The sequence below is a fragment of the Corynebacterium aquatimens genome (assembly GCF_030408395.1).
Lineage (GTDB): Bacteria > Actinomycetota > Actinomycetes > Mycobacteriales > Mycobacteriaceae > Corynebacterium > Corynebacterium aquatimens.
This window is the reverse complement of sequence record NZ_CP046980.1, coordinates 529,470-553,673: the sequence shown is the minus strand read 5'-3', so window position 1 is coordinate 553,673 and position 24,204 is coordinate 529,470. Positions and strand designations below refer to the sequence as shown.

Here is a 24,204-nt window from a genome sequence, read left to right as displayed (position 1 = left end):
CGCGGCCGCGGTGAAATTGCTAGCGTTGTGAGGCATGAGCGAGACGGAGAATACGGGTACCGTGCCAGCCCCTGAGGGCACCGAAGGGTCAGAGAAATACGACCGCATCGTATGGATCGATCTGGAAATGACGGGCCTTGACGTCCGCCGGCACGTCATCGTAGAAGTAGCTGCACTAATCACTGACGCAGACCTGAACATTCTCGACGGCGGCATCGATATGGTCGTTCACGCCACCGAGGATGAGTTGGCGGAGATGGATGACTTTGTGCGTAACATGCACGGAACGTCCGGTCTCACCGAGCAGGTGCGCGCGTCCACAATCACGCTGGCCGAGGCTGAAGCAGCCGTTTTAGAGCTCGTCGATAAGCATTGCTCCTACGAACGTCCACCGCTGGCAGGAAACTCGATTGCCACGGACCGCGCATTCATCCGCGAATACATGCCGCGGCTTGATCAAGCCCTGCACTACCGCATGATCGACGTGTCCACCATCAAAGAACTCGCCCGACGATGGTTCCCGAAGGCCTACTACAACCAGCCAGAAAAAGGCATGGCGCACCGTGCACTCGCGGACATTGTGGAATCAATTAGGGAGCTCGATTACTACCGCCGCGCGCTCTTCGTGGGCACCCCAGGCCCCTCGGGTTCGGAAGCTGCGAAATCAGCAGGCGAATCTGAGGCCGCCTACCAGCGGTTTTTGCAATCGCCAGCATCTGAACTAAGGTAGGTCAAGCTGCTTCAAACGCAGCGATGGTGGCTGTAGTTCAGCTGGTAGAGCACCAGGTTGTGATCCTGGGTGTCGCGGGTTCGAGCCCCGTCAGCCACCCCAAAAATACCCCGTGACCTGTATCAACAGGTTACGGGGTACATTGCTTTAATCGCCGGGTACGTTAAAGATTCTGGGTTAATAGACAAAAAGTGTGTCTGGTCGGCGTGTCGCCGGTGGGGCACGCTTTTTGTTATTTGAGGGGTCCTTTTCTGATTCCTACTGAGTGTTCGTAGTCGGTTGGGATAGCGTTGTCGTAGAAGGCGGGTTAATAGACAAAAAGTGTGTCTGGTCGGCGTGTCGCCGGTGGGGCACGCTTTTTGTTATTTGAGGGGTCCTTTTCTGATTCCTACTGAGTGTTCGTAGTCGGTTGGGATAGCGTTGTCGTAGAAGGCTGGTCGGCCTGTTTGATGGTCGGATTCGTTTCGGTCTTTAGTGACGAGATCGGGAACTTTGGCGAGTTGATCTTGTCCGAACCTGCACTGCCTGGCGATCTGTAATGGGGCGTCAGGCAGTTGCGTTTTCGAGTGCAGGTACCATTCGAGCATTTTGCGTTGCCGCTCTCCTGATCTGCCGCGGTGGGCGTCAGCGATGCGTTTGAGTTGGGCGTTGATCCCGCCTTCAAGACTGTTGGTGGTTGCTGCCCACCGGTCGGGTTCGAGTGCGTCTGTCGGGGGTTGGAGGTAGGTGAACAGCCAGTTGTTGCGTGAAAGGTGCACAAGCGAGTTGTAAGCCCTACGCACACGGATATGGGTCCATTCCCATTGGTGGTTGAGGGTGCGGCGCTCTTTGGGTAGGAGTGTTTTCTCGTTGAGGAAGGCCTTGTAGACCACTGCGAAGTCGTGTAGACGCAGCGTCCATTCCCGGGCTTGGTCCACGGTGGTGATCGTGGTCAGTTTCAGCGCTAGTGCATAGATGGCCTTGCCGGCATCGGTGCGGGGGCGTGTTGTGGTGTAGCGGCGGACAACGCGTTGGGCATGGACGAGACAGCGCTGGATCAGCGTGTTGGGCCAGCAGGCTTTGATGGCGGATAAGGCGCCTTGGCCGCCGTCGAGGACGACGCATAACGGTGCGGCGATGCCGCTTAGTAGTTGAGTGTAGGCGTGGGCTGATTCGCTTTTAGCCCAGTGCCAGGCGATGACGTGGTCGCGGCTTGCGGCAACCAGCAGGCAGCCAGCGTCGGTGTAGGTGCCGTCGATGAAAATCTGGTCGTAGACCCGGTGTGGGTCTGGGGTGTTGGGAACATCGATGAGCCAAAACGGGGCGAACCGGCGGTCGAGCGTGCGGCGGGAGACGTTCAAGGTACCAGCTACGTCGTTAAGTGACGCTGTGCCAGTGACGTAGGCGTGAAACGCTGTGAAGTCCCGAGCTTGGGTTTGGTCGGTGCGGTGGCGTATGAAGGTGGCTCCGCAGTCTTTGCACCGCCACCTAGTGGAGCCTTTGGGAGTGGGACCGTTTTTCTTTGTTTCCCCATGACATGAGGGGCATCGTGGTCTGTTTGGTGTCACCGGGAAAGCACACCAACACCCCGCTAGCACATGAAGGTGCCATTCCGGTGGATTGAACGAAAAACGAGCCAGAATAAGGCGAAAAACCCTATTCGAGCCCGATTTATGCAGCCTGATCAGCAGATATACCGGAAATCAGACACACATTTTGTCACTTAACCCAAGATTCTAGAAATCTGGCGTGGCAGCCTGATGCTGTTGCTGCTGTTGTCTCCGCAGCGCCGTGGCACGACGCTGCGCATCGAATACCTGCGTACACACCGCGAGGACAACGAGCGTTTCGTCGTAGGCTCACCAACGACGACGGCGAGCGCATGGGACGCGACCAACGCCGACGACAAGGTGCCCGAGCTGTACTCACAGATCGCCGACGAGACGGGTGTCGAGATTCTTCGCGACCTTCGCAGCCATTCATGGCGCGCCACACTGCACGGCGTGTACGCCGACGCGATGGACGCGAGGACACGGGCGAACATTTTCGGCCACACCGAGCAGATCGCAGACGAGTACTACAACGACCGCGCCAACGTCGAAGCACTCCTTCGAGCGACCACGCACGCACGTACTTTCGTAGACACACCAAAGTAGACATGCGTGCGCTGCAGTGAGTTGAACTAGCGAGCTGACACCAAGCTCGCAGCACCTTCTCCAAGCATCCATAGAGCTAACACGATAAAAATCGAGCCTGTGCCCATATCGACGAAGTGGCCGTAGCGGGACAGAAAGCTGGAAAAAACATCTACGAGAAGCGCAAAGCCAGCCGACATCACAAAGCCCACAACAAAGAGAGTGACGAGAATCAGTAGCATCCACTCTGCACCCATATCGGGTTTTACAAACTGCGCAAATACTGCTCCGAAGAACAGTACCGACTTAGGGTTCGATAGGTTCGTTGCCATCCCAACCCCAAAAGCCTTGCGCGTTTCCACTGACTGATCGTGAAGATTCGTAGGCAGAGCTGCCGACTCGCCCGATCGCCAGGCTCGAAGCCCGCCACGCACCGCGCCAAACCCCATGTAGAGAAGGTAAGCCCCACCAACCAGTTGTAGAACGGCGAGCAATTGGGGCGCAGCTTGCATGAGGGCACTTAACCCCAGCAGCGACGCAGCGATCCAGACTGCGTACCCCGCCATGATCCCCGTAGCGCACGCTACGCCAGCGGCCCGAGATTTCACACTGAAACGAATAATCTGCACAACATCAGGACCAGGCACTGCCACCGCGGCAGCGAACACGCCGATTAGCGCGAGAAAATCTCCGATTACCATTACTCTCCCTCAACCCCTGGTGGTCCTACGCTGATGTGCCAGCCACTCCTGTCAGGCGACTAATCGGAACATGGCCCAAGTCACCACTTTAGTGGCACGCTTTTGCCTTGCCTTTAAGCGGCGTTTTCCTGCCGTTGCTTTCCCCCGCTAGGCCATCGATAGATCTGGAAGATTGACTGATGCGAGTGGTCGGGTGAGATGTAGACTTCCTGCATGGCACCGAATAACCGGAAACCAATCCCGAAAGTCGCCTACGCGCCCATGCTCGGTATGGAGACGTACGTGCGGACCCGTGTGGACAAGGATTACTCGCATCTCGTGCAGCTGCGGGCCTCTGCAATCAACCAGTGCACATACTGCCTTGCTATGCACCGCCGCGATGCTAGGAAAGACGGCTGGACGGAAGAGAAAATCGGCCGTGTGGAGAACTGGACGGAAACTCCCGATGTCTTCTCCGATGAAGAGCGCGCGGCCCTAGAGCTCACCGATGCAGTGACGAAGATCTGCGGCGAAGAATCCGTGCCAGATGAGCTCTGGAATCGCGTTGAGCGCCTTCACGGGGAAAAGGGCGCGCGCAATCTGCTGATGGCGATTGTCACGATCAACGCGTGGAACAGGATCGGCATCACCACGAGGCTCGATCCGAACAGCCTTTCCGGTGTCACGCCTTTCGATCTCGGACAGAACTAGTCGATCTCGGACAGAACTAGCGTTCGCCAGTTGCCCTGTGATTTCAGTTTCTCCTGGCGACGATGTTGGAACTAGGCTGCATTGCAGGGTCCTTGTTGCCTTCAGATTGGCTTGAACACCTAAATCCTTAACCCAGCAAGGACCCCCACATCTTGTGCCACACCCAAGCACCCCGAAAACGACCTACGCACTCCCAAACGCGAAGAGTCCCTTTAGTGAGCAATCGTGTCTTCCCTGCAAAATCGTCCGATTCAAATAGAGGAATCGGAGGGGTACGGAGAAGTACGTTAAAAAGTACGTTAAGCGATTCAGTAGCAGCACGTATCCGGCAGTAGCCCACAGTAGATAAAACATCGTTGACCACTACTTAAGGCCATATACGTACAGGTACTGAAGTTGTCCGTCAAGATCCTGGGTGTCGCGGGTTCGAGCCCCGTCAGCCACCCCGACAAAGTACAACCGCCCCGGTTCACACTTCTTAGATCGAAGTGAACCGGGGCGGTTCTTTGTATTCAGTTTCTACTGCAGGGTCGGGCTGCCCTTCTTCCAGTCTTCCCAGCTGATGTTCCAGTAACCCAGGCCGTCGGTCCCATCAAGGGTCGGGCCGCCAGTGCCCTTGACCTCAACGGGGGCACCTTGCGGCAGGTACTCCTGGAACCACTGCGCGTCTTCGTAGGTGGCGTTGACGCAGCCGTGCGATTGGTTCGTGTTGCCCAGTGCCCAGTAGGCCCACGGCGCGGCGTGGACGTAGATGCCGGACCAGGACAGCTGCGTGGCGTAGGAAACTGGGGTTACGTAGCCGCCGGCCTCAAGCGAGTAGCCGTAAGTGCGGGAGTCCATCACCATCGACGGGTGCTTGTCGCCCACAACGTAGATGCCGTTGGGGGTATCCCACATACCGCCGTCCCTTCCCAGAGAAACCGGGATGGACTTCACTTCAGCGCCGTTGTTGTACACGGTCAACATCTTCGTCGCATTGTCCACGACAGCACGGATGTCTTCGCCAATGGTGAACTTTGTGCCCGTATCGGCAGCGCCGTAGACGCCGCCACCAAGGTCCTTGCCGTAGATATCAGCACGCACCGTCACTTGGGTACCGGGCTGCCAGAACTCTTTCGGGCGCCACTTCAGGATCGTGCCGTTGGTCCAGAAGAACGCGCCCTCTGTGTTGTTAGAGGTCTCGATGATGATCGCGTCCTCCACCGCCTTGCGGTCCGCCGGGGCAACGTCGAAGTAGAAGTTAATGGCCTGCGCGATACCCACCGTGCTGTTTTCCTGCGGGTTCACGGATAACGTCGTCTGCATTGCTGGCATGACGGTGGTGAACTTCGACGTTGCAGTCTTGCCTTCCGCAGTGGACGCTTCCACCGTGTAGGTCCTGCCGTAGCCCAGCGGCTCCGTCGACTTCCAGGTCTTGGAATCCGGGGCCATCTCAGCCTGGACTTCCTTACCTTCTTCATTGGTCATCGTCACCGTCGATAGCCCGGCGTCCGACGACACCTCGACCGGTACGCCCGGCTCTACATCGGTCGCCCCATCGGCGACTGAAATGGTGGGCGGATGCTGCTTGGCCTCTTCGACCTTCTGAGCCTCTTGCGCAGCGGGGTCTTGGCCCTTTTCAATAGTGCATGCCGCCAACGCGCTGGTCAGCGAAATAGCCACAACACCTGCAGCAATGCCGCGGACACACCGCGAAACCATCTTCTTCGTCATCAAAAAATCTCTCAACCCACGTCACTTTAAGTTGTGACTACCAATGGCGCCGGGACACCAAAAATCCCTCACTACCTTATAGGCGGAAACTTCAAAAACGCTACTTAACATTGCTGCAAATCTTCTAACGTTTAGGACACGATTGAAAACGCATTTCACAAGCATCCCTCACCCCCGAAACACCGTCCGCAGCCCTTTTAAAAAATTACGTTTAAGCAGGCGATTTCTTTCCTGGCGATACGGGTGCTATATTCGTATCTCGTTGCAAAACGCAGCACGGTAAACACCTTCAACGTGTAGACCGGATGCGCAAGGCAGCTAACGCGCTACTAGCTCAACTGGCAGAGCAACTGACTCTTAATCAGTGGGTTCGGGGTTCGAGTCCCTGGTGGCGCACAGAAAAACGATGCCCTCTTGGTCTTGCAGCATGCGAGATCAGGGGGCATCGTTGTTTCGTACGTATCATCCACGGTGCCTTGCACCCCACACTTATAAAGGTAGGACTTCATGCCTGATATTGCCCGCAAAGCCCTAGCTGAATTGTTGGCTACGTTCCTCTTCGTGTTCGCCATCATCACCGCCGCAGCTAACGCCAACGAGTTCACCCCCGTGGCAGTTGGTTTCGCCCTCATGATTTTGGTCTACTCCACCGGCCACATTTCCGGTGCCCACGTCAACCCGGCCGTGTCGCTGGGTGTCTTCATCCGCGGCAAGATGGATACCGTTGAGATGCTCGTCTACTGGGCAGCTCAGGTCGCTGGTGGTGTTCTCGCCGCGCTCGTCGTCAAGCTTGCTAACCTTCCCGCCGCTGAACCCGCAGCGATTGAGACCACGCCGGCGTTCTTCGTTGAGCTGATGTTCACCTTCATCCTGGTGTGGGTCGTTCTCAACGTTGCTACCTCCGTTGAAACCGACGGCAACTCCTACTTCGGTCTTGCTATCGGTGCCACCGTCATGACCGGTGCTTTCGCTGTTGGCCCGATCTCCGGCGGCGGCTTCAACCCGGCGGTAGCCCTGGGTCTGTCCGTCAACGGCAACTTCGACTGGGCCAACATCTGGCTCTACATTCTCGCTCCGCTCGTCGGTGCAGCTCTGGCTGGCCTGGCGTTCCGCGCGCTGAGCGTCCAGGACTTCGCAACCCCTGGCGGCGACATCCACGAGGCTAACGACGAGCTGGAAGCAGCTGGCCGCGCCTAATCGCTGCAACTAGGGTGGATAGCCATGAGCACCACTCTAAGCGCGACAGCTCTCGTCGTAGTCGACGTTCAAAACGACTTCTGCCCCGGCGGTTCCTTAGCGACAGACCTTGGTGACAAGGTAGCGCAGGGAATCGCCGGGCTTTTGTCTTCTGCCGATATCCGCGACCGCTATGCCGCCATCGTCGCCACGCAGGATTGGCACATTGATCCGGGTTCTCACTTTTCCGACGACCCGGATTTTGTTGACTCGTGGCCAGTCCACTGCGTCGCTGGCACAGAAGGTGCCGCCCTGCGGGAGCCGATTGAGCCTTCGCTTATCGACGAATTCTTCCGCAAAGGCGCCTACACCGCCGCGTATTCGGGATTCGAAGCTGTTCAGGCAGCGCAGGCAACGAACGACTCAGCGGCGGGCGATGCTGGATCCACCGGCGATGCTGAGACCGGCACACCGCTGATGGCCGACTGGTTGCGCGAGAAGGGTATCGATTCCATAGAGGTGTGCGGAATCGCGACCGACCACTGCGTGCGCGCAACCGTGCTCGACGGGCTTAAAGAGGGATTCGCTGTGACGGTCCTGTCGCAGTTGTGCTCCCCCGTCGATACGCAGCGTGGCGACGCTGCCTTGGACGAAATGAAGGCCGCGGGCGCAACGGTGATCTAACACCGCCGCACCCGCGGCCTTAAAGCAAAGAGAAAGTTCTAGCGGTTAGCTAGCAGACGCTGAAGCTCCTTGAGCTCCTTCTTCTTTTTGCGACCGTTAGCAAATTTCACCAGAACCAGCGCGGCAACACCTGCACCAACGCCGATCAGGACCTTCTTCACTGCCGGGTCCTGCAGCTTCGCTGTGACCGTCTTCTTGGCGTTGTTAGCAACGTTCTCCGGCTTGGTGCGATCCGCAATCTCATCGATCGTGCTGGCCAGCTGATTACGGGTGCGCTCAATGTCGCGCTGAATGTCATTAATGTCTCGTGCCACGATAATCTCCTTGTGTTTCTTGCTCCCACGATACTTTACCTGTGAATGCAGCGGAATGATCTGCCAAGCGTGGCAACAGCCTAAGACGCTAAATACGCGAACGCACTAAAGACCACTACAGTTGAAAGCATGAGCGAACGACACGTTTTGACCAAAGGCGACAAAGCACCCGATTTCTCCCTTCCCAACGACAAGGGTGAGACCGTCTCCCTGTCTGATTACGCAGGCCAGAAGGTCATCGTCTACTTCTACCCCAAGGCGTCCACCCCAGGGTGCACCACCGAAGCATGTGACTTCTCCGAAAACCTGGAGCTGTTCAACGACGCAAAAATTTCCGTTGTGGGCATCAGCCCCGATTCACCGGAGAAACTCGCTACCTTCCGTGAGGAAAACCGCCTGAACTTCGAGCTTCTTTCCGACGAATCCAAGGAAACCCTGGTTGCCTACGGCGCGTTCGGCGAAAAGAAGAACTACGGCAAGGTCGTCGAGGGCGTCATCCGCTCCACGTTCCTGGTCGACGAGCAGGGCGTTATCAAGTCTGCTTTCTACAACGTCAAGGCCACCGGCCACGTGGCTCGACTGCTGCGCGACGTCGTGTAGCCCTGACTGGCCCAGACTGGCCCTGACCGGGCCAGTCAGACTGAGTCGACCAGACTGGGCCAGTGAGACTCATTTCCAAAAGTGTGTGGCAACCCGCTACACTATGTAGCGCTTCACATGCGTGAAGCAATGCGCCCGTGGCGGAATTGGCAGACGCGCTGGATTTAGGTTCCAGTGCCTTATGGCGTGAGAGTTCAAGTCTCTCCGGGCGCACGTGACTACGCCGCAGGAATCAGCTGATCTTGATCCCGAATCCCGGGATCAGCCCGCGGTGGAGCCTGGGGCGAAGAAGAAGCGCGTAAAGATCAAGGCGTGGCATGTGCTCTTCCTCATCGTGGTGGTCATCATCACGCTTTTGCTGGCCTACTGGCAGTGGACTCGTTTTACTTCCGGAACTGGATCGCTGCAAAATCTTGGTTACGCGATGCAATGGCCAGCCTTCGGCGCGTTTGCGGTATTCGCCTACCGGCAGGCGGTGAAGATGGAAAACCAGCGCATTGACGCGGAAAATGCCTCGATGGAGGAGCTTTACGCAGCCGATGCCGCGAAGTACGGCGATCCGTCGGCCTCAGCCGCGAGCGTGCCGCCGGCTAGTGGTGGCAAGCGCGACGAACCGATGACCAAAATCAGCGAAGATTTCTTGCCTTCCCGCCCGACGATGAACGTCGACGAGTTCAACGCTCGGTTCGCGCCGCGCCGCGGCCACCACGAATCAGACTGAGGGCTCACACACCCCTATCGCGAAAGGAATTGGACGTGACCAACGCCAAAGATCCACACGCTGCGCCACATGAGCAAGGAGCAGCGACGACGGCGCCGCTTATCCACCCGGAGCGTAAAAAGCGGGTCAAGAACGCCTTAACGCTTTTTTCCATCGCGGCGTGGGTGACCGGCGTGATGCTTCTCTTGCTGTGCGCGCGCATGATCATGGACTATGCGCTGCACATGGACGTCGCTGCGCTGAACTGGGTCGCCATCGCCCACGGCTGGTGCTACATCGCGTTCCTGCTAGCCACGATGAACTTGGGGCTCAAAGCCCGGTGGGCACCGATGGAATGGGTGGTGACTGTGCTGGCGGGTGTGGTTCCGTTCTTGTCCTTCTTCGTTGAACACTGGCGCCGTCGCGAGGTTACCGAGCAATTCCAGCTTAACGCCTAGTGCGACTCACTAGGCGGTTTAGGCAACCAGCGCAGCGATGTGAGGAACCAGCCCGGTCAGCGCTTTGCCGCGGTGGGAAGCGGCGTTCTTTTCTTCCGGGCTTAAGTGCGCGGCTGAGATGATGGGGTCTGTGGCCCCCGCAGGTGCGAAGATCGGATCGTAGCCGAAGCCGTTGTCCCCTACTGGCTCGCGGAGAAGAGTCCCCTCCCACCGACCGGTGGAGGTGTATTCCAGCCCGCTGGGGGTCACCAATGCGCAACACGATGTAAAAGCGCAGGTGCGGTGGGGGTCGTCGATATCTTTTAATTGCGCAAGAAGAAGAGCATTATTTGCTGCGTCGTCGCCGTGGTTGCCGGACCAGCGCGCAGAGAAGATCCCCGGCATTCCGCCGAGCACGTCGACGCACAGGCCGGAGTCATCTGCCACGCACGCGTACCCGGTCGCAGCAACGCCGGCGCGAGCTTTGATCAGCGCGTTGTCGGCAAAGGTGAGACCGTCTTCGACGGGTTCGTCGTAGGCGTCAACATCGCGCATGCTCACTAGGTCAATACCGTCGACCCCAGCAGCGTGAAGCACCTGCTCTAGTTCTTTGAGCTTTTTCGGGTTGCCGGACGCAACGAGGAGTGGAACACCCACGCCTTACCACCCCAGGGCGCGCTTCTGGGCGTCGATAAGCTCGAAGCAGCCCTTCGTCGCCAGATCAAGCATGCCGTCGAGCTCCGCGCGGCCGAATAAACCGTGCTCACCGGTGCCCTGGACTTCCACGAAGTTTCCGGATTCGGTCATCACAACGTTGAGGTCCACCTCCGCACGCGAGTCCTCTTCGTACGGCAAATCCAGGCTGATTCGGCCGTCGACAATGCCTACGGAGACTGCAGCGACAGGCGGCAGGAGGGGTTCGCCCGGCACCGCGCCGAGGCCTTTGAGGTGCGCAATGGCGTCTGCGAGAGCAACGTAGGCGCCGGTGATCGACGCGGTGCGCGTCCCACCGTCGGCCTGCAGGACGTCGCAGTCGATCTGGATCGTGTTCTCCCCCAGCTGGGTGAGATCAACAGCGGCACGCAGAGAGCGCCCCACAAGGCGCGAGATCTCATGCGTGCGGCCCTTGACTTTGCCCTTCATGGATTCGCGCGGCATGCGCTCGTGGGTGGCGGCGGGAAGCATCGCGTATTCCGCGGTCAGCCAGCCTTCACCGGAGTCCTTTTTAAAGCGCGGGACGCCTTCTTCAGCACTCGCTGTACACATGACGCGGGTGTTGCCAAACTCCACCAAGACGCTTCCAGCAGGGTTGGAGGTGAAGCCGCGGGTGATGCGGACGGGACGCATTTCATCGAGCGCGCGGCCGTCGGCGCGCACAAAAGCAGATTCAGTCATGCTCTTCATCCTAAAGAGTCTGACCGCTTAAAGGTTTTAGAGGATGAAGACGTCCTTCGCCTTACCCACAACAATCTCGCCGTCGAACTCAGCGCGGGCAGCCGCCAGCGTCGCGTCCGCGTCGGACCACGGCTGTATATGAACGAGCACTAGCTTATCGACGGCCGCTTCTCGCGCGATCCGTCCCGCCTGTGCACCGGAGAGGTGCATGCCCTCCGGCATCCCCTCGGCGCTTGGGCCCCACGCTGCTTCGCACAAGAAGAGATCTGCTCCACGGGCGGCGCGGATAAGTTCCTCGGTCCATCCCGTGTCACCCGAATAGGTAATTGTCGTGCCTGTTCTGGGGTCTTCCACGCGGAGCGCATGGGACTCCTGGGCTGGGTGCACCACCGGGTACGGGGTAACGCGGAGCCCTTCGACATCAACGGGAACGCCCGGCTGCCATACGCCGACTTCAAACGTGTCCGTGATGTCATTGACGTCATCCGGCCCGTCACTACCTAAGCGTCCAATGTGTTCCGCCGCATAACTGGGCCCCCACATGGCGTGGCGGCGTTGCGCAGGAACGTGCGGGTGGTAACGGCGCCAGACGATCAGGGAAGCCGAATCCGAACAGTGGTCCGCGTGAAGGTGGCTGAACAACAGGTGCGCGTTGGAAGGATCCCCTACTTCTTGGAGCGCGGCCAGGGCTCCCGGACCGAAGTCCATGAGGATCCCTGGGGTGGTCCCAGCGGGCTCATCTCCAGTGTCCTGGGTGATGAGGTAGGACGAACCTGGGTTGCCCGGGGACGACAAGCTGCCCGTGCACCCAAGAATTGTCAGCTTCATGGCAGATACTGTGCCATGACTTCTAGGGAATTCCAAGTGTTCTTCTAGGCGTGGGGAATCGCGGCGACTTGCGGGCCTAAGAATCGGGTGGCTAAACGGTTGAATAACTCTGGGTCACCGGTTGATTCGAAGACCCGGGTGGGAGGTACCCCAGTCTCGGCTGACGGTGGTGCCAACTGGTCATTGAGGGTGAGAACACGCATCACGTCCTTGGCTGTTTCCTCTGCTGAGGACACGAGGGTGACGTCATCCCCTATCGCGAGCTGCACCACCCCCGTGAGCAGCGGGTAGTGGGTGCAACCCAACACCAACGTATCCACACCGGCGTTCTGCAGCGGTTCCAAATACCCCTGCGCAACCCCTAGGACCTGGCGACCGGATGTGATTCCGCGCTCCACGAATTCCACAAACGCGGGGCACGCAGCTGCCGTGACCTCCACCCCCGGTGTGAGTGAAAACAGGTCCTGGTACGCGCCCGAGGCGATAGTGCCCTGCGTGCCAATCACGCCCACTTTCCCGTTGCGGGTGGTGGCAATAGCGCGGCGGACTGCGGGTTGAATGACCTCCACCACGGGAATCGAATACCGCTCGCGCGCATCATGCAGGAAAGCCGCCGTCGCAGTGTTGCACGCAATCACGATCATCTTGCATCCGCGCTCCACCAATTCATCTGCGATGTCCATGGCGTGGGCGCGCACCTGCGCCAGCGGCTTGGGGCCATACGGCCCGTTGGCTGTGTCCCCGATATAGATCAACGATTCATCGCCCAGTTGGTCCATGATGGCCCGGGCAACGGTGAGTCCCCCTACACCGGAATCAAAAATTCCGATTGGGGCGCTATCAGCTGTAGATGGCTTGGTCACGCTCCAAGCTTAACCGGTGGCTAGTTACACCGGTGGCTTCTATGCGGCGGCCGGCTGAGGCGAGCCGCCAGACCCAAGTGGCGAAACACCGCCTGCTAAAACCGCCGCGACCTTTTCCAAAACACCGTCGAAGACCGTGCGCTCTTCCTCCGAAATCCCGTCGAAGAGCAAAGCGCCAAGCTGAGCCTGGTGCCCCGGTAGCGCGCGTGCCACAACCGCCATACCCGTTGCGGTAAGGGTTGCAAACGTGGAGCGACCATCGGACGGATCCGGAACGCGTACCACGTACCCCTTCTTAGCCAGGCGCGTAACCACGCGGGACAGGTGAGAGAGCGACATCGTGGCGGCGGCTGCAAGCTCAGACATGCGCAGCGAGCCATTCTCAGATTCAGCGAGGCGCTTTAGTGCTTGAAACTCAAAGTGGGAAACACCAGAATCCCGCTTCAGCTGCGCGTCCAAATATGCGGGGAGCCCCACGTAAAAGGACCAAACTTTATCCCATGTGGCCTGTTCTTCGGGCTTTAGTGCGTTGACGGAAGAGTTGATCATGGCGATTACTCTACACTACAAACTAAGAATTCTTAACTAATTCTCATTAACTTTCTTAAAATTTGTTTGGGTGCCTCTCACCGTGGGTGCCCGTCGAACGGCCTCAGCGCTGTTTGGCCTGCATTTTTGATTCCTTTTTGGCAATTTTGCTCGCGGCCAGCTCGGGGGGATCGTCGGAGGTGATGAAGGTTCCCGCAAGCAAGCCACCGATAGCCCCGAAGAGGTGGCCTTGCCAGCTCACCCCCGGTGTGGTGGGTAGAACTCCCCAGATAAGACCGGAATACATGAAGCCCAGCAAAATGCCGAGCGAAATTTGCTGCGGAGATCGGTTAAAAATGCCTCGGATGAGCAGGTACCCTAGCCAGCCGTAGATGATGCCGGAAGCACCAATGTGGTTTGTTCCCACCCCACCGAACAGCCACGTGCCAGCACCGGCAACCGCCATGGCAAGAGTGGTGACCTCCCAGAACACGCGGTGCCCGGAATACCCGATGAGGAAGGCGAATAACGCACCCGGCACGGAGTTGGACAGGATGTGTTCCAAGTCCGCGTGCAACAAGGGCGCCGTGAAAACGTGCCACACGGTAGACGTGTCTAAGGGATAGATGCCGAAGTTAGACAGGCCGCCGAAGAAAATGCCGTAGTTGATGATGTGGACAATCCAGATGACCGCCAAGAAACCCCCGGCGTAGAACAGCCCCAACTTGAAGCTGGAGCGCTTCGAACGCTTCTGGGCGGGCCCGGTAGGGGTGCCAGGTCCGCCGACAGGGCCGCTCACCGGCCCACCGAACGAGTTACCCATGTGGTAGCCGGGCGCATTCTGCCCCGGCGTCGGCGCGTTCAAGTACGGGTTCTGGGGCTGGTTCCCCCAAGGGCTAGTCATAGGTCGCTAGCTTAATGCGTTCGCACTTTCCCCGCGTAACGCTTACAGCGCAATGTCCCTCCACGCCGTAATCCCAAGCTCGGGGGAATCGGCGGTGGATTCGGCGGACGCCACCGCGTCTACAATGGCAGCCTCCACGCACGCGGCCGAAGCCGCGGACAGCTGGGCCATCAGCTCCACCGGGTCTACGTCTGTTTGTGGGCGCGACTGAGTAAAAAACTCCTCCGGCGTCGCAGTAGAGACGGCAAAAAGAGTGTCCCCATCCAGCGGGGAGTGCGCGGGCCGCACCGCGCGTGCAATCCCGTCATGGCCTGTCATGGCCAACCGTTTCAGCTGCGCTGGCGCCAACGGTGCGTTGGTGGCCACGACCCCGATCGTGGTGTTCAGCTTCGGCGTTGGCCGTTCCAGATTGTTGAACTTCTCAAGGTCAACCCGGCGGGTAGCGTCCGGGTGGTCCCCGCCACCGAAGAACCGTCCCGTAGCCGGATCGATGACCGCGCCGACCGGATTAGCTACCACCGCCGCGGCGACCACGTATTGGTCAACCTGCTGGGATGCTTGGCCGAATCCGCCACGCAATACTCCAGCCGTGGCGCCGCACCCCGCACCAACGCTGCCCGATGTCGGGCCAGCAGCCACTGCACCATCTAAGGTTGTGCCCTCCAACGCGTCGCGGATCGCGGCAGCCCCGTCGGCAGCGGACGGCCGGTGGTTCGGATCCCCCACGATCAGGTCGAAGATCACGGCGGCTGGCACGATGGGCACGCGCGGGCCCGGGTTGTCCTCACCGAACACTGGGAAACCGTAGCCGCGGCGTTCCAGTTCAACCATCGCGCCGTCAGCAGCCGCGAGGCCGAAGGCGGATCCGCCAGCGAGCACAATCGCGTGAACGCGCTCCACCGTATTGTGCGGTTCCAGAAGGTCCGTCTCGCGCGTGCCCGGTCCCCCGCCACGCACGTCAACCGCACCCACCATTCCCGCCGGGGAGGTGGACACAACGGCGCTGACACCGGTATCGGTCAGGCTTGCGTGCCCAAGCGCGAGCCCCGGTACGTCGATAAGCATGCTCATTCCCCCATGATTGCTTCGAGCAGCGAGTCCTGGCAGTACGCCAGCCACTCCACGAGGTTTTTGCGGTCGTCTTCCGCGGCCTCTCCCCCGCCTTCCTGCGACGCAACGTAAAGGCGAATGTCATTGAGCGCGGCGACGAACTGGTGGGCCTCAATTTCCTCCAGCGTTATGGCGACGCCGCCGGTGGGCCCTAAAACCTCGTTGATGACCTGCAGGTTGCTCAGCTTGGCCTTAATAATGTCGTTTTCATGCAGCGCACGCAGCAGCGAGTTATCGCCCTCGAATTCCTCGTCCTCACTGCGTTCAAAGTCAGGCAAAAGCCTGCTTAACGACGGATCCTCCGGCGCCTCCGTGTGCCCGGGGGTAAGCCCCATCATCTCGGCGAATTCATCCTTCGGAGCGCTTTGCGCCCGCCCAATCAGGGCCTCAGACACCGTGGCCGTGAGGTTTCCAATGACCTCCCGCTCCAACGGATCAAGCGTGGTGGTGAACTTGGGGGCGCGCATGAGCCCCTTCTTCTTGCGCCACGGCTGCATAGTGCCCCCTTAGCCTGCCTGCTGCATCGTTGCCCACAGGCCGGCGGTGTGCAGCTTTTTCACGTCGCCCTCGACCTTGTCTTTTTCACCCGATGAGACAACTGCCTTGCCCTCTGTATGCACCTGCATCATGAGCTGCTGCGCACGCTTGCGGCTGTAACCAAGGACTGTCTGGAACACGTAGGTCACGTAGCTTTGCAGATTCACCGGGTCATCCCACACGATGCACATCCATGGCAGATTCTCTGCGACGTCGACGTTGACGTCTATCTGCTCATCCAGCTCGGGAGTGGCCATGGGGGAACTCATGGGGACCAGACTAATGTTAAATCTTATGAACAGCCAGCAGGACGATCTTGCCTCCTACCACGCGCAGCCTTCCACCGCCTTTTTGACCGACATGTACGAGCTCACGATGCTCGATGCCTCCATTAAGGACGGCACGCACTCACGCTCCTGCGCCTTTGAGGTGTTTGGCCGCCGCTTACCCAACGAACGCCGTTACGGCGTCGTCGCTGGCACCGGCCGCATGATTGAGGCGATTAAGAAGTTCCGCTTTACAGAGGAGCAGATTGCCAAAGCCGATTTTTTGAGCGAGCAGACAGCGAACTACCTCAGGGACTACAAATTCACTGGCCAGGTCGACGGCTACCGGGAGGGCGAGCTGTACTTCCCGCACTCCCCGATCCTCACCGTGCGCGGAACATTCGCAGAGTGCGTGGTGCTGGAGACCGTGATTTTGTCCATCCTTAACTCGGACTCCGCCGTGGCGTCTGCCGCATCACGTATGGTCACGGCCGCTGATGGCCGCCCGATCATGGAGATGGGCTCACGCCGCACGAACGAGCAAGCTGCCGTGACATCCGCCCGCGCCGCCTACATCGCGGGGTTCAACTCCACCTCCAACATGGAAGCAAGCTTGCGTTATGGCATCCCGGCCGCCGGCACCGCCGCGCACGCGTGGACGCTGTTGCACACCGATCCGGACGGCACCCCCAATGAAAAGGCCGCGTTCAGGTCCCAGGTTGAGAGCTTGGGCGTATCGACGACGCTGCTCGTGGACACCTACGACATCACCCAGGGCGTGGCCAACGCGATCGAGGTCGCGGGCACTGAGCTCGGTGGCGTGCGCCTTGATTCGGGAGACCTGGGTGTCATGTCGCGGCGCGTGCGTGCGCAGCTTGACGAGCTGGGAGCGTACAACACGAAGATCATCGTGTCCTCCGACCTTGACGAGTTCGCTATCGCCGGTTTGCGCGGCGACCCGGTCGATGGCTTCGGCGTGGGCACGTCTGTGGTCACCGGCTCCGGCGCGCCCACGGCGGGCTTGGTTTACAAGCTCGTTGAGGTCGACGGCACCCCCGTGGCGAAGCGTTCCTCCGGCAAGCTGACGAAGGGCGGCGCCAAGGCCGCGATGCGCACCTACCGTGGGTCCGGCGTGGCCGTCGAGGAAGTGGTGTTCCCGTTCGGCAAAGAACCGGAAAACACGACCTCACTGACCACCCGTGGGCTCACCGTCCCGTTGATGCGTGATGGCCAGATCGTCAGCGATCTCGCTGACATTCACGAAAGCCGCGACTACCACGCTGCACAGATTCGAACCCTGCCGTGGGAGGGACTGGCGTTGTCCAAGGACGAGCCGGCAATCCACACCCGCTTCGAGGGTTTTCCGACTGCCTAAAAAACAAACGACTAAGCAAAACGGTGAGCGACTGTGACTGACACCGGCTCCGATCAGGAGCAGCACACCCCCTTAACCGGGGAGCTCCTTGATGCCGCCGTTTTACAGCTCGGCGGAACCCGCCGGCCGGGCCAGGTTGCCATGGCCGACGCCGTGGCGAACGCACTGGAATCACAGCGCCACCTTGCGGTGCAGGCGGGCACGGGAACGGGAAAGTCGCTCGCCTACCTTGTCCCCGCGATCCGCCACGCCCAGGCCACGAACACCGCCGTCATCATTTCCACCGCAACGCTGGCCTTGCAGCGTCAGCTCGTGGAGCGTGACCTGCCCCGCCTCGTGGACGCTCTCGCTCCACTTTTGCCGAAGCGCCCTACCTTCGCGATTCAAAAAGGCCGGTCCAACTACGTCTGCTTGAACAAACTAACCGTCGAGCACGACGCGCCCGAAGCGCTCATGGACGACGAGGACATCTCGTGGCTGGGTCGCCATGTTGCGCGCGTCCACGAATGGGCGCAGGACACAGACACGGGCGACCGCGATGAGCTTGACCCCGGCGTGCCCGATGCGGCGTGGCGGCAGGTCTCCGTCACAGCGCGGGAATGCCTGGGGGCTACGCGGTGCCCCCACGGGGAGGAATGCTTTGCTGAAGCAGCGCGCCGTCACACGCACGACGTAGACATCGTGGTGACCAACCACGCGCTGCTTGCGATCGACGCTCTTAGTGATTCTCCGGTCCTGCCCTCCCATGAGGCTGTGATCATTGACGAGGCGCACGAGCTTGATGGCCGCGTCACCTCCGTGGCCACAAATGAGCTCACCGCCCGGACGTTGACGCTTGCCGCTCGCCGCGCGGGCAAGCTCAAAGCGACGACAGAGCAAGAGAAGCTTGAGCAGCTTATCGACGACTTTTCAGCCGTCCTGGACATCGAAACCCCCGGCAGGTGGGAAACCATCTCGGAGCCCGCCAGGGGCGCCTTCGCAGCTCTGCGAGACGGGATCTGGAAAACCCGGGAAGCTATTGCACGCGCCCCGGAAGGCGAATCAACGAATGACCCCGAGACCTTCGCTGAACGGGAAAACCTAAAAAACCATCTCGGTGAACTGCACGATTCCGTGGTCCGGGTGCTTGATGTTTTCGACGAGCCCGATCCGACGAAGCACATCGACGTCGTGTGGCTCACCCGCTCGGAGCGCTACGGTGACTCCGTGTCTGTGGCTCCCTTGTCTGTTGCCCCACTCATGCGCGAGCGCCTGTTCGGCGAACAGACAGTCGTGCTCACGTCCGCAACGCTGGCACTGGGCGGGAACTTCACAGCGATGGCTGCATCGTGGGGGCTGCCGAGAGGCACGTGGGACAGCATGGACGCCGGTACCCCCTTCGACCCGCACCGCAGCGGCATCTTATATATCGCCCGCCATTTGCCCCCACCGGGGCGCGACGGACTCCACGCACAGACCGTGAACGAAATGGCGGAGCTGATCAGCGCCGCCGGCGGGCGCACCCTGGGACTGTTTTCGTCCAAGCGCGCCGCGGTCGAAGCTGCCGAGGCGCTCCGCGACCGGCTCCCCTACGAGATCTTGGTGCAAGGCGAGGACACCATCGGCGCACTGATCAACCGCTTTGCTGCCGAAGAGGACACGTGCCTCTTCGGCACCCTCACGCTGTGGCAGGGCGTCGACGTGCCCGGGCCGTCGCTAAGCCAGGTCCTCATCGACAGAATTCCATTCCCCCGCCCCGACGACCCCCTGCTCAAGGCCCGGAGTAACGCCGCTGACGCAGCCGGACGCTCCGGATTCATGGAGGTCTCCGCCACCCACGCAGCCTTGCTACTAGCCCAGGGCACCGGCCGATTGCTGCGCTCGACAACCGACAAAGGCGTCGTGGCGGTCCTTGACAGCCGCTTAGCTACGAAGCGCTACGGCGGCTTCCTCCGCGCGTCCCTACCGGACTTCTGGACCACCACCGACCCAGCCGTGGTTCGCGGAGCCCTGTCTCGTCTGGCGCAGGCTTAGCTCAACGCGACCTTGCCGCTCACGCCCTCTTCTTCATTAAGGGCATCGATCTCATGGCGCGGCACGCCCATGATGTAGAGCACGGAATCGAGGAACGGGTGGTTGACCGAGGTGTCCGCAACTTCCTTAAGCGCCGGCTTGGCATTGAAAGCAATGCCCAAGCCCGCTGCAGTAAGCATGTCGATGTCATTGGCTCCGTCGCCCACAGCCACGGTCTGAGACAGCTTGAGACCAGAATCTTCGGCGAACTCCGCGAGGAACTCCGCCTTCGCTTGCCTATCGACGACCTTCCCAATCACGCGGCCCGTCAACTTACCGTCAACGATCTCCAACGTATTCGCGCGCACGTAGTCCAGCTCGAGGTCCTGTGCCATCGGCTCTAGGATCTGGATGAACCCGCCGGAGACCACCGCGGTGCTGTAGCCGAGCTGCTTAAGCGTGCGGATCGTCGTGCGCGCACCTGGCGTGAGCACGATGTCTGCCGCCACTGCATCAAGAACCGACTCGTCCAAACCTTCCAGCGTTGCGACGCGCTCACGAAGCGATTCCTCGAAGTCCAGTTCACCCGCCATCGCGCGCTCCGTCACGGCGGCGACCTCCGCCTCCTTGCCAGCATGCGCCGCCAGCATTTCGATGACCTCACCGGTAATTAGCGTCGAGTCGCAGTCGAAGCACACCAGCCGCTTCGAACGGCGCGCCAGGCCAGCCCGCTCAATAGCGATATCCACGCCGATGCGGGCGGACAAGGCCGCGAGGGCCGAGCGGACCGTGTGGCTCACCTCATCCCCAACCCCGGGAATTGTCACCGAGAATTCCAGTCCCGTGACCGGGTAATCCGAAATGCCGCGAATGCGGTCAATGTTCGCGCCGAAGCTAGCCAGGGTACGACCGATCTCCGACACGGCCTCAGCCGTGACCGGGTCACCCAGCACAACCACCGCGTGGGTGGAGCGCTGACGCTGCGGCGCTACCGGCAGGTCACTGCCCATTTCAATCGAGACGTTGTGCTGCGATTCCTCCGCTGAGGCCTCCAAGTCCCGCCGCAAAGCTTCCACGCTTTCAGCAGCGATACCCGCGAAGGCCGCAAGGGCAAGCCGGCCGCGGAAGTGGGCTTGCTCCACATCAAGCAGCTGCACGTTGTGCTGCGACAAGATAGCGAAGAATGAAGCGCTCACCCCCGGATGGTCCGGGCCAGTCAGAGTAATAACAGCATGTTCAAGACCCGGTTGGAGGGCGACCGCATAACTCATGTACTTAGTTGTACTTGCTCGCCTACGCGTTGGCGAATCCAGAGACGATTAAAGCCCCGCTCCCGAACATTGCGGGGGCGGGGCTTAAGTTAAGCGCTTGTTAGTTCAAAGCCGACTCTGTGGTCTGGTTACCGTGCGCCTTGTCGTCGTGGCCCGTGTGAGCCTCGCGACGCATGGCCTCGACCATGTGCGGGTAGTGCAGCTCAAACGCCGGGCGCTCGGAGCGGATACGCGGCAGGGAAACGAAGTTGTGTCCAGGAGGCGGGCAGGAGGTGGCCCACTCCAGGGAGTTACCGTAACCCCACGGGTCGTCCACAGTGACGAGCTCGCCGTAGTGCCAGGACTTGTACACGTTCCAGATGAACGGCAGGAAGCCGATACCCAGGACGAAGGAGCCGATCGTGGACACCTGGTTCAGCAGCGTGAAGCCATCGGTGTCGAGGTAGTCAGCGTAACGACGCGGCATACCCATGTTGCCCAGCCAGTGCTGAACCAAGAAGGTCAGGTTGAAGCCGATGAACACGAGCCAGAAGTGGATCTTGCCCAGGCGCTCGTCCAGCATGCGGCCGGTCATCTTCGGGAACCAGTAGTACACACCAGCAGTGGAGGAAAACACGACCGTACCGAACAGCGTGTAGTGGAAGTGCGCAACCAAGAAGTAGGAGTCAGCCAGCTGGAAGTCCAGCGGCGGGGAGGCCAGCATGATGCCGGTCAGACCACCGAAGAGGAAGGTGAACAGGAAGCCCATCGCCCAGATCATCGGGGTCTCGAACGTCAGGTGGCCGTTCCACATCGTGCCGACCCAGTTGAAGAACTTCACACCGGTCGGAACAGCAATGAGGAAGGTCATGAACGAGAAGAACGGCAGCAGGATTGCACCGGTGACGAACATGTGGTGAGCCCACACAGCCATGGACAGGCCGCCGATGGCCAAGGTCGCGAAAACGAGGCCGATGTAACCGAAGACCGGCTTACGGGAGAAGACCGGAACGACCTCGGAGATCACGCCGAAGAACGGCAGTGCAAGGACGTACACCTCGGGGTGGCCGAAGAACCAGAACAGGTGCTGCCAGAGGATCGCGCCACCGTTAGCTGGGTCGTAGATGTGGCCGCCAAGCTTGCGGTCGTACAGAACACCGAGTGCCGCAGCAAGAAGCAGCGGGAAGATCATCAGCGCGATGATCGAGGTGACGAAGACGGTCCAGGTGAAAACAGACATGCGGAACATGGTCATGCCCGGTGCACGCAGGGTCAGCACCGTAGTGAGCATGTTGATCGCCGAAGCAACGGTACCGATACCGGTTGCACCAACACCGAGGATCCAGAGGTCAGCGCCAACACCCGGGGTGTGGATCGAGTCCGCGAGCGGCATGTACATGGTCCAACCGAAGTCAGCCGCACCACCCGGCGTCAAGAACCCAGCCAGCATCGCGACGATACCGGCCTGGGTGATCCAGAAACCGAAGGCGTTCAGGCGCGGGAAGGACACATCCGGCGCACCGATCTGCAGCGGCAGAACGTAGTTGGCAAAGCCCCACACGATCGGGGTACCGAATGCCAGAAGCATCACGGTGCCGTGCAGGGTGAACAGCTGGTTGAACTGCTCATTGGACAGGAACTGCAGACCCGGCTGGAAAAGCTCCACGCGGATAAGCAATGCCATCAGGCCACCGACGAAGAACCACACGAAGGACATGATGATGTAGAAAATGCCCAGCTGCTTGTGGTCCGTGGTGGTCAAAAGATCCCACAGGCGAGTGCCCTTTTTGGCATCCCCGGTGGGGGCTGGACGAGTCGGCGCGACGTGTGTGTCGAGCCGGGGTGCCACAGCAGTCATATGATCCTCCAGGTTAAAACTCGGCCGTACCTTGACGCCGAGGGGAATCCTCGGGCCACACCCAACTGAGCGGGATAAGGCACAACGAATACACGCTCATCCTATCGGCCACCACAGTGAAAATCCAGGCAACGGGCTGGCCACATAGAAGCAAATCTCCCCCCGGGTGAAGTTTTCCAGCTCAGACACGTAAACCGCGGGTAACCCGCGGCTTGAGCGAAGCTGGGAAAGCAGTTTGGCTCCCCCTCATCCTCGGTTAGACCTTTAGGACTAACCCCGTTTTAGGTTGAGCCAAAGAATGTGTCCCCGACCCTTCTTAGAAGTCCCAGTCGTCGTCCTGGGTGTCCTCGGCCTTGCCGATGACGTAGGACGAACCAGAACCGGAGAAGAAGTCATGGTTCTCATCCGCGTTCGGTGACAGGGACGCGAGGATGGCCGGCGACACCTTGGTTTCGTCCGTCGGGAACAGCCCCTCGTAGCCAAGGTTGTTCAGCGCCTTGTTCGCGTTGTAACGCAAGAAGCGCTTCACGTCCTCAGTCCAGCCCAGCGGATCATAGATGTCTTCGGTGTACTGGCACTCGTTGTCGTAGAGGTCAAAGAGCAGGTCGAAGGTGTACTCCTTGAGCTCGTCTCGCCTTTCCGCGGACTCTTCCAGAAGTCCCCGCTGGTACTTGTAACCGATGTAGTAGCCGTGGACGGCCTCGTCGCGGATGATCAGGCGGATGATGTCAGCGGTGTTGGTGAGCTTCGAGTGCGACGACCAGTACATCGGCAGGTAGAAGCCGGAGTAGAAAAGGAAAGACTCTAACAGCGTTGAGGCAATCTTCTTCTTCAGCGGATCATCACCCTGGTAGTAACTCATGATGATCTTGGCCTTGCGCTGCAAGTTCTCATTCTCTTCCGACCAGCGGAAAGAATCGTTAATCATCGGCGTCGACGCCAAGGTCATGAAGATGTTGGAGTAGCTCTTCGCGTGAACCGACTCCATAAAGGCGATGTTGGTGTACACCGCCTCCTCGTGCGGCGTCACCGCGTCAGGGAGCAAGGAGACCGCGCCGACGGTGCCCTGAATCGTGTCCAGCAAGGTCAAACCGGTGAACACCCGCATCGTCGCGGTTTGCTCATACTCATTCAAAGTGCGCCAGCTCGGAATGTCATTGGACACCGGGATCTTCTCCGGCAACCAGAAGTTACCGGTAAGGCGATCCCACACCTCTGAATCCTTGTCATCCGGAATCGTGTTCCAGTTGATCGCCTTCACCGGCGCCTCATGCGAGCCAAGATAAGAATCGTAATCATGCCCGTCCTGCATAATCCCATCCTGCATAGTTCTTCTCTCCCCTAGTGCATCTGTGTTGTCGTTGCTAACTTCTTGTGCTTCTAGTGCTTCCGGCCGTCGATAAGCGTGTGTTTCTTGCTCATGCTGGTCATCTTCGGGT

At 59.8% G+C, this 24,204-nt stretch carries 26 protein-coding genes and 3 tRNA genes; 13 read left to right on the top strand and 16 right to left on the bottom strand.

Annotation, left to right across the window (positions count from 1 at the left end):
* The first annotated feature begins 34 nt into the window (after nt 1-34).
* Both orn and CAQUA_RS02565 read left to right on the top strand, forming a co-directional pair.
* Nucleotides 35-730, top strand: coding sequence for an oligoribonuclease (orn, locus tag CAQUA_RS02570; RefSeq protein WP_196824651.1), 696 nt, complete (start codon nt 35-37; stop codon nt 728-730).
* Between the two features lie 26 nt (nt 731-756).
* Nucleotides 757-832: transfer RNA gene (locus CAQUA_RS02565), tRNA-His, on the top strand.
* A 260-nt stretch (nt 833-1,092) separates the two neighbouring features.
* Here the strand turns inward: CAQUA_RS02565 and CAQUA_RS02560 are convergent.
* Entirely contained in the window at nt 1,093-2,277 is a 1,185-nt protein-coding gene (locus CAQUA_RS02560) for an IS1249 family transposase (protein ID WP_196824321.1), read from the bottom strand.
* A gap of 198 nt (nt 2,278-2,475) precedes the next feature.
* On the opposite strand from CAQUA_RS02560, the gene CAQUA_RS02555 reads away from it, so the two are divergent.
* Complete coding sequence (locus CAQUA_RS02555) at nt 2,476-2,865, top strand: hypothetical protein (RefSeq protein WP_231375439.1); 390 nt, start codon at nt 2,476-2,478, stop codon at nt 2,863-2,865.
* Between the two features lie 26 nt (nt 2,866-2,891).
* Here CAQUA_RS02555 and CAQUA_RS02550 read toward each other — a convergent pair whose 3' ends face one another.
* Nucleotides 2,892-3,545: a LysE family translocator gene (locus CAQUA_RS02550; protein ID WP_196824652.1), complete on the bottom strand. Its 654-nt coding sequence runs from the start codon at nt 3,543-3,545 to the stop codon at nt 2,892-2,894.
* A 213-nt stretch (nt 3,546-3,758) separates the two neighbouring features.
* On the opposite strand from CAQUA_RS02550, the gene CAQUA_RS02545 reads away from it, so the two are divergent.
* On the top strand, nt 3,759-4,235 hold the full coding sequence (locus CAQUA_RS02545; RefSeq protein WP_196824653.1) for a carboxymuconolactone decarboxylase family protein: 477 nt from the start codon (nt 3,759-3,761) through the stop codon (nt 4,233-4,235).
* A 519-nt stretch (nt 4,236-4,754) separates the two neighbouring features.
* Here the strand turns inward: CAQUA_RS02545 and CAQUA_RS02540 are convergent.
* Nucleotides 4,755-5,948, bottom strand: coding sequence for a L,D-transpeptidase (locus CAQUA_RS02540; protein WP_196824654.1), 1,194 nt, complete (start codon nt 5,946-5,948; stop codon nt 4,755-4,757).
* A 323-nt stretch (nt 5,949-6,271) separates the two neighbouring features.
* On the opposite strand from CAQUA_RS02540, the gene CAQUA_RS02535 reads away from it, so the two are divergent.
* From CAQUA_RS02535 to CAQUA_RS02525, 3 genes are all read left to right on the top strand, one after another.
* Nucleotides 6,272-6,344 (top strand) — tRNA-Lys (locus tag CAQUA_RS02535).
* A 111-nt stretch (nt 6,345-6,455) separates the two neighbouring features.
* Nucleotides 6,456-7,145 (top strand): MIP/aquaporin family protein, encoded by a 690-nt coding sequence (locus CAQUA_RS02530; RefSeq protein WP_196824655.1) that lies wholly within the window; start codon nt 6,456-6,458, stop codon nt 7,143-7,145.
* Between the two features lie 24 nt (nt 7,146-7,169).
* Entirely contained in the window at nt 7,170-7,808 is a 639-nt protein-coding gene (locus tag CAQUA_RS02525; protein WP_196824656.1) for an isochorismatase family protein, read from the top strand.
* Nucleotides 7,809-7,846: 38 nt separating this feature from the next.
* Here the strand turns inward: CAQUA_RS02525 and CAQUA_RS02520 are convergent, their stop codons facing one another.
* Nucleotides 7,847-8,122 carry a DUF3618 domain-containing protein gene (locus CAQUA_RS02520; protein WP_196824657.1) on the bottom strand — a complete coding sequence of 92 codons (276 nt, stop codon included), beginning with the start codon at nt 8,120-8,122 and terminating at the stop codon, nt 7,847-7,849.
* Nucleotides 8,123-8,251: 129 nt separating this feature from the next.
* Here CAQUA_RS02520 and bcp point away from each other — a divergent pair, with 129 nt between their 5' ends.
* The 4 genes from bcp (at nt 8,252) to CAQUA_RS02500 (ending at nt 9,880) form a co-directional block, all read left to right on the top strand.
* Nucleotides 8,252-8,722, top strand: coding sequence for a thioredoxin-dependent thiol peroxidase (gene bcp, locus CAQUA_RS02515; protein WP_196824658.1), 471 nt, complete (start codon nt 8,252-8,254; stop codon nt 8,720-8,722).
* A 131-nt stretch (nt 8,723-8,853) separates the two neighbouring features.
* Nucleotides 8,854-8,935, top strand: a tRNA-Leu gene (locus CAQUA_RS02510).
* A 1-nt stretch (nt 8,936) separates the two neighbouring features.
* Nucleotides 8,937-9,443: an MreC domain-containing protein gene (locus CAQUA_RS02505; protein ID WP_290178619.1), complete on the top strand. Its 507-nt coding sequence runs from the start codon at nt 8,937-8,939 to the stop codon at nt 9,441-9,443.
* Nucleotides 9,444-9,478: 35 nt separating this feature from the next.
* A complete protein-coding gene (locus tag CAQUA_RS02500) occupies nt 9,479-9,880 on the top strand; it encodes a DUF3817 domain-containing protein (protein WP_196824659.1) in 402 nt (133 codons plus the stop codon).
* 18 nt (nt 9,881-9,898) lie between these two features.
* On the opposite strand, the gene CAQUA_RS02495 is transcribed toward CAQUA_RS02500, so the two are convergent.
* From CAQUA_RS02495 to clpS, 9 genes are all read right to left on the bottom strand, one after another.
* Nucleotides 9,899-10,516 (bottom strand): non-canonical purine NTP pyrophosphatase, encoded by a 618-nt coding sequence (locus CAQUA_RS02495; RefSeq protein ID WP_196824660.1) that lies wholly within the window; start codon nt 10,514-10,516, stop codon nt 9,899-9,901.
* A 3-nt stretch (nt 10,517-10,519) separates the two neighbouring features.
* Nucleotides 10,520-11,254 carry a ribonuclease PH gene (gene rph / locus CAQUA_RS02490; RefSeq protein WP_231375441.1) on the bottom strand — a complete coding sequence of 245 codons (735 nt, stop codon included), beginning with the start codon at nt 11,252-11,254 and terminating at the stop codon, nt 10,520-10,522.
* Between the two features lie 36 nt (nt 11,255-11,290).
* Entirely contained in the window at nt 11,291-12,082 is a 792-nt protein-coding gene (locus CAQUA_RS02485; protein ID WP_196824661.1) for an MBL fold metallo-hydrolase, read from the bottom strand.
* Nucleotides 12,083-12,126: 44 nt separating this feature from the next.
* The gene (gene murI / locus CAQUA_RS02480) at nt 12,127-12,945 is read right to left on the bottom strand and encodes a glutamate racemase (protein ID WP_196824662.1); all 819 of its coding nucleotides are present in this window, start codon (nt 12,943-12,945) and stop codon (nt 12,127-12,129) included.
* 39 nt (nt 12,946-12,984) lie between these two features.
* On the bottom strand, nt 12,985-13,494 hold the full coding sequence (locus CAQUA_RS02475) for a MarR family winged helix-turn-helix transcriptional regulator (protein WP_196824663.1): 510 nt from the start codon (nt 13,492-13,494) through the stop codon (nt 12,985-12,987).
* Between the two features lie 103 nt (nt 13,495-13,597).
* Nucleotides 13,598-14,377: a rhomboid family intramembrane serine protease gene (locus tag CAQUA_RS02470; protein ID WP_231375443.1), complete on the bottom strand. Its 780-nt coding sequence runs from the start codon at nt 14,375-14,377 to the stop codon at nt 13,598-13,600.
* A 42-nt stretch (nt 14,378-14,419) separates the two neighbouring features.
* Nucleotides 14,420-15,442: a P1 family peptidase gene (locus CAQUA_RS02465; protein WP_196825640.1), complete on the bottom strand. Its 1,023-nt coding sequence runs from the start codon at nt 15,440-15,442 to the stop codon at nt 14,420-14,422.
* A gap of 2 nt (nt 15,443-15,444) precedes the next feature.
* Nucleotides 15,445-15,984, bottom strand: a complete 540-nt coding sequence (locus CAQUA_RS02460; RefSeq protein ID WP_196824664.1) for a DUF2017 domain-containing protein — start codon at nt 15,982-15,984, stop codon at nt 15,445-15,447.
* A gap of 9 nt (nt 15,985-15,993) precedes the next feature.
* Nucleotides 15,994-16,293, bottom strand: a complete 300-nt coding sequence (gene clpS, locus CAQUA_RS02455; protein ID WP_196824665.1) for an ATP-dependent Clp protease adapter ClpS — start codon at nt 16,291-16,293, stop codon at nt 15,994-15,996.
* 25 nt (nt 16,294-16,318) lie between these two features.
* Between clpS and CAQUA_RS02450 the strand changes: the two genes are divergently transcribed.
* Both CAQUA_RS02450 and CAQUA_RS02445 read left to right on the top strand, forming a co-directional pair.
* A complete protein-coding gene (locus CAQUA_RS02450; RefSeq protein ID WP_196824666.1) occupies nt 16,319-17,665 on the top strand; it encodes a nicotinate phosphoribosyltransferase in 1,347 nt (448 codons plus the stop codon).
* A gap of 33 nt (nt 17,666-17,698) precedes the next feature.
* Entirely contained in the window at nt 17,699-19,678 is a 1,980-nt protein-coding gene (locus CAQUA_RS02445; RefSeq protein ID WP_290178613.1) for an ATP-dependent DNA helicase, read from the top strand.
* Here CAQUA_RS02445 and serB read toward each other — a convergent pair.
* The 3 genes from serB to nrdF all read right to left on the bottom strand — a co-directional run bounded on the left by serB (nt 19,675) and on the right by nrdF (nt 24,077).
* Nucleotides 19,675-20,928, bottom strand: a complete 1,254-nt coding sequence (serB, locus tag CAQUA_RS02440; protein WP_196824667.1) for a phosphoserine phosphatase SerB — start codon at nt 20,926-20,928, stop codon at nt 19,675-19,677. The two genes, CAQUA_RS02445 and serB, sit on opposite strands and share 4 nt — an antisense overlap.
* A gap of 100 nt (nt 20,929-21,028) precedes the next feature.
* The gene (gene ctaD, locus CAQUA_RS02435) at nt 21,029-22,765 is read right to left on the bottom strand and encodes an aa3-type cytochrome oxidase subunit I (protein WP_196824668.1); all 1,737 of its coding nucleotides are present in this window, start codon (nt 22,763-22,765) and stop codon (nt 21,029-21,031) included.
* A 316-nt stretch (nt 22,766-23,081) separates the two neighbouring features.
* Entirely contained in the window at nt 23,082-24,077 is a 996-nt protein-coding gene (nrdF, locus tag CAQUA_RS02430) for a class 1b ribonucleoside-diphosphate reductase subunit beta (RefSeq protein ID WP_196825642.1), read from the bottom strand.
* Between the last annotated feature and the right edge of the window lie 127 nt (nt 24,078-24,204).

What these genes read in the sequence shown, in the direction of transcription:
- orn (WP_196824651.1), top strand. Translation starts at nt 35, where the DNA reads ATGAGCGAGACGGAGAATACGGGTACCGTGCCAGCCCCTGAGGGCACC.
- CAQUA_RS02550 (WP_196824652.1), bottom strand. Translation starts at nt 3,545, where the DNA reads ATGGTAATCGGAGATTTTCTCGCGCTAATCGGCGTGTTCGCTGCCGCG.
- CAQUA_RS02545 (WP_196824653.1), top strand. Translation starts at nt 3,759, where the DNA reads ATGGCACCGAATAACCGGAAACCAATCCCGAAAGTCGCCTACGCGCCC.
- CAQUA_RS02540 (WP_196824654.1), bottom strand. Translation starts at nt 5,948, where the DNA reads ATGACGAAGAAGATGGTTTCGCGGTGTGTCCGCGGCATTGCTGCAGGT.
- CAQUA_RS02530 (WP_196824655.1), top strand. Translation starts at nt 6,456, where the DNA reads ATGCCTGATATTGCCCGCAAAGCCCTAGCTGAATTGTTGGCTACGTTC.
- CAQUA_RS02525 (WP_196824656.1), top strand. Translation starts at nt 7,170, where the DNA reads ATGAGCACCACTCTAAGCGCGACAGCTCTCGTCGTAGTCGACGTTCAA.
- bcp (WP_196824658.1), top strand. Translation starts at nt 8,252, where the DNA reads ATGAGCGAACGACACGTTTTGACCAAAGGCGACAAAGCACCCGATTTC.
- rph (WP_231375441.1), bottom strand. Translation starts at nt 11,254, where the DNA reads ATGACTGAATCTGCTTTTGTGCGCGCCGACGGCCGCGCGCTCGATGAA.
- CAQUA_RS02485 (WP_196824661.1), bottom strand. Translation starts at nt 12,082, where the DNA reads ATGAAGCTGACAATTCTTGGGTGCACGGGCAGCTTGTCGTCCCCGGGC.
- CAQUA_RS02475 (WP_196824663.1), bottom strand. Translation starts at nt 13,494, where the DNA reads ATGATCAACTCTTCCGTCAACGCACTAAAGCCCGAAGAACAGGCCACA.
- CAQUA_RS02470 (WP_231375443.1), bottom strand. Translation starts at nt 14,377, where the DNA reads ATGACTAGCCCTTGGGGGAACCAGCCCCAGAACCCGTACTTGAACGCG.
- CAQUA_RS02465 (WP_196825640.1), bottom strand. Translation starts at nt 15,442, where the DNA reads ATGCTTATCGACGTACCGGGGCTCGCGCTTGGGCACGCAAGCCTGACC.
- CAQUA_RS02460 (WP_196824664.1), bottom strand. Translation starts at nt 15,984, where the DNA reads ATGCAGCCGTGGCGCAAGAAGAAGGGGCTCATGCGCGCCCCCAAGTTC.
- clpS (WP_196824665.1), bottom strand. Translation starts at nt 16,293, where the DNA reads ATGAGTTCCCCCATGGCCACTCCCGAGCTGGATGAGCAGATAGACGTC.
- CAQUA_RS02450 (WP_196824666.1), top strand. Translation starts at nt 16,319, where the DNA reads ATGAACAGCCAGCAGGACGATCTTGCCTCCTACCACGCGCAGCCTTCC.
- serB (WP_196824667.1), bottom strand. Translation starts at nt 20,928, where the DNA reads ATGAGTTATGCGGTCGCCCTCCAACCGGGTCTTGAACATGCTGTTATT.
- ctaD (WP_196824668.1), bottom strand. Translation starts at nt 22,765, where the DNA reads ATGACTGCTGTGGCACCCCGGCTCGACACACACGTCGCGCCGACTCGT.
- nrdF (WP_196825642.1), bottom strand. Translation starts at nt 24,077, where the DNA reads ATGCAGGACGGGCATGATTACGATTCTTATCTTGGCTCGCATGAGGCG.